This is a genomic window from Desulfosporosinus sp. Tol-M2 (assembly GCF_059735615.1).
In genome coordinates this window covers 1-1,680 of the sequence record NZ_JCAIJG010000126.1, presented here as the reverse complement: position 1 = coordinate 1,680, position 1,680 = coordinate 1, and the positions used below count along the sequence as shown (strand labels likewise).

Here is a 1,680-nt window from a genome sequence, read left to right as displayed (position 1 = left end):
CCGGCTTGTCCGGGTTAGGGGATTTGATTTAAAGGTTAGGGTGTAACTGCGGCTGTGGCAGCACTGGTTTGTGTGCCAGAATAGGCATTGATACCTGTCGCGACAACCTTAATGTACTTACCTGAATCGCCAGAAGCTATGACATAGGTGTTTGATGTTGCGCCAGTAATATCACTATACTCGCCGCCAGCGGTATCACATATTCGCCATTGATACGTTGCTGTTGCTGCGCCCGGGGTTAAGGCCCCTGCTGTCAACGTCTGTCCTACTTGTACTGTACCGCTTATTGCTGCTATTGCGGTTATAGGTGTTGTTGCAACTTGTTCCGGCAGCACCTGGGTTGCTGTCAAGTCAACCTTAATACCATAGTGGGTGCGATTATTAGTTGAATTATATGCAGTTTGGGAAGCTGTTCCCAGAGTGGTGTCAGTTGTATCACTTGATGCAATTCCTACAATACCCGCACCTACTTGTGCACCAGCATCATATGCCCATCTCCATTTAACGGTCTGGGATATAGCAACCGGAGTATTACTGTTGTTGGCCACCTTGGCAATCCTAAAGGTTTCGTCATCTGTGGTCGGGTCGGTTAATGGATCATCTGTGGTTTCGGCTATCTTCACAGCCAGTGCCTCGGGAAGATCAGTAAGTGTTACCCAGTTTGCTCCATCATTTACTGAATATTCCACGGGAACCGCAGCGTTACCGGCAAGTTCCGTTATATCAATCAATACATCAGCATCAACATCAGCAATATAATTCATCTTAAGCGTAAATTCGTCTCCCACGCCGGGGGCAATAATAAATGTGGCCCCATCAGCCGCTTTTTGATTAATGTGGGTAGCGTATAAGTGGTCAAAAAGAGCCAATTCGGTATTACCCTCAGGTGCCCCCATGATGGTACCATCTCCCTGAGCTGAAAAGCTCCATCTTGCCACTAAGGCGGTATCTTGACCGGCGTATTCACTGGTGTACTTGGCGAAGGTGCCCGACAGCATCACTGTGGAAATTAAGCAGACGATCAAGAGCAGCGCACCAAGTCTAAACGTTTTCTTTGTCTTATTCATATACATCATCCCTTTCTTCACATACTCCTCTCATTTTAGTTAGCTAAATTGGTACGCCCTCTCACCTCCCTTAAATCAATTATCGTCCTCTCTTACCCACTTTCGAAGCCCACCCTAAAAGTGTAGAGGGTTGTCATACCCTAAGATGCTGTGTAAAAATGAACATAAAGAGATACACACATTTATGATGATTACATATTATGCTGTCAGCTCAAGAGATTTGTAATCTTGGGTTTCCCTTTTGGACTGCTCCAGAATAAATATTCTTACAATTTTCATTTATTCTAAATATATCGTTAGCATTTCATAAAATTGATGTCTTTGTGTCAAGTCATGACTTAGCTTGAAATTCGGCGTATATCTTTGAAAATATGCGAAAATTTGCGAAAATACTGTAATTTTAGTATAAAAAAGCCTTATAATTAGAAGTGGAGTAGTTCTTGTCCAAATCTAGGTATACGGCTGTAACCGTCGATCAGTATGTTAAGAAGTTCAGAGAAAATGGCAAGCCCATAAAGGATATCAACGACATAATTCGGAACGAGTCTTCGAAGAAACGATGTGTCCAGTACTTTTTGGAGAGATAATTCGGCATTAAGAGATAAATTTCCCT

Annotated in this window: 2 protein-coding genes; both read right to left on the bottom strand. The window is 43.2% G+C overall.

Annotated features, from left to right (window positions below; translation table 11 throughout):
• Nucleotides 1-35 precede the first annotated feature (35 nt).
• Entirely contained in the window at nt 36-1,067 is a 1,032-nt protein-coding gene (locus AC6I5A_RS10145; protein ID WP_497900653.1) for a hypothetical protein, read from the bottom strand.
• A 422-nt stretch (nt 1,068-1,489) separates the two neighbouring features.
• Nucleotides 1,490-1,680 (bottom strand): hypothetical protein (locus AC6I5A_RS10140; RefSeq protein WP_034615269.1); only part of this gene is annotated, 191 nt, incomplete at its 5' end.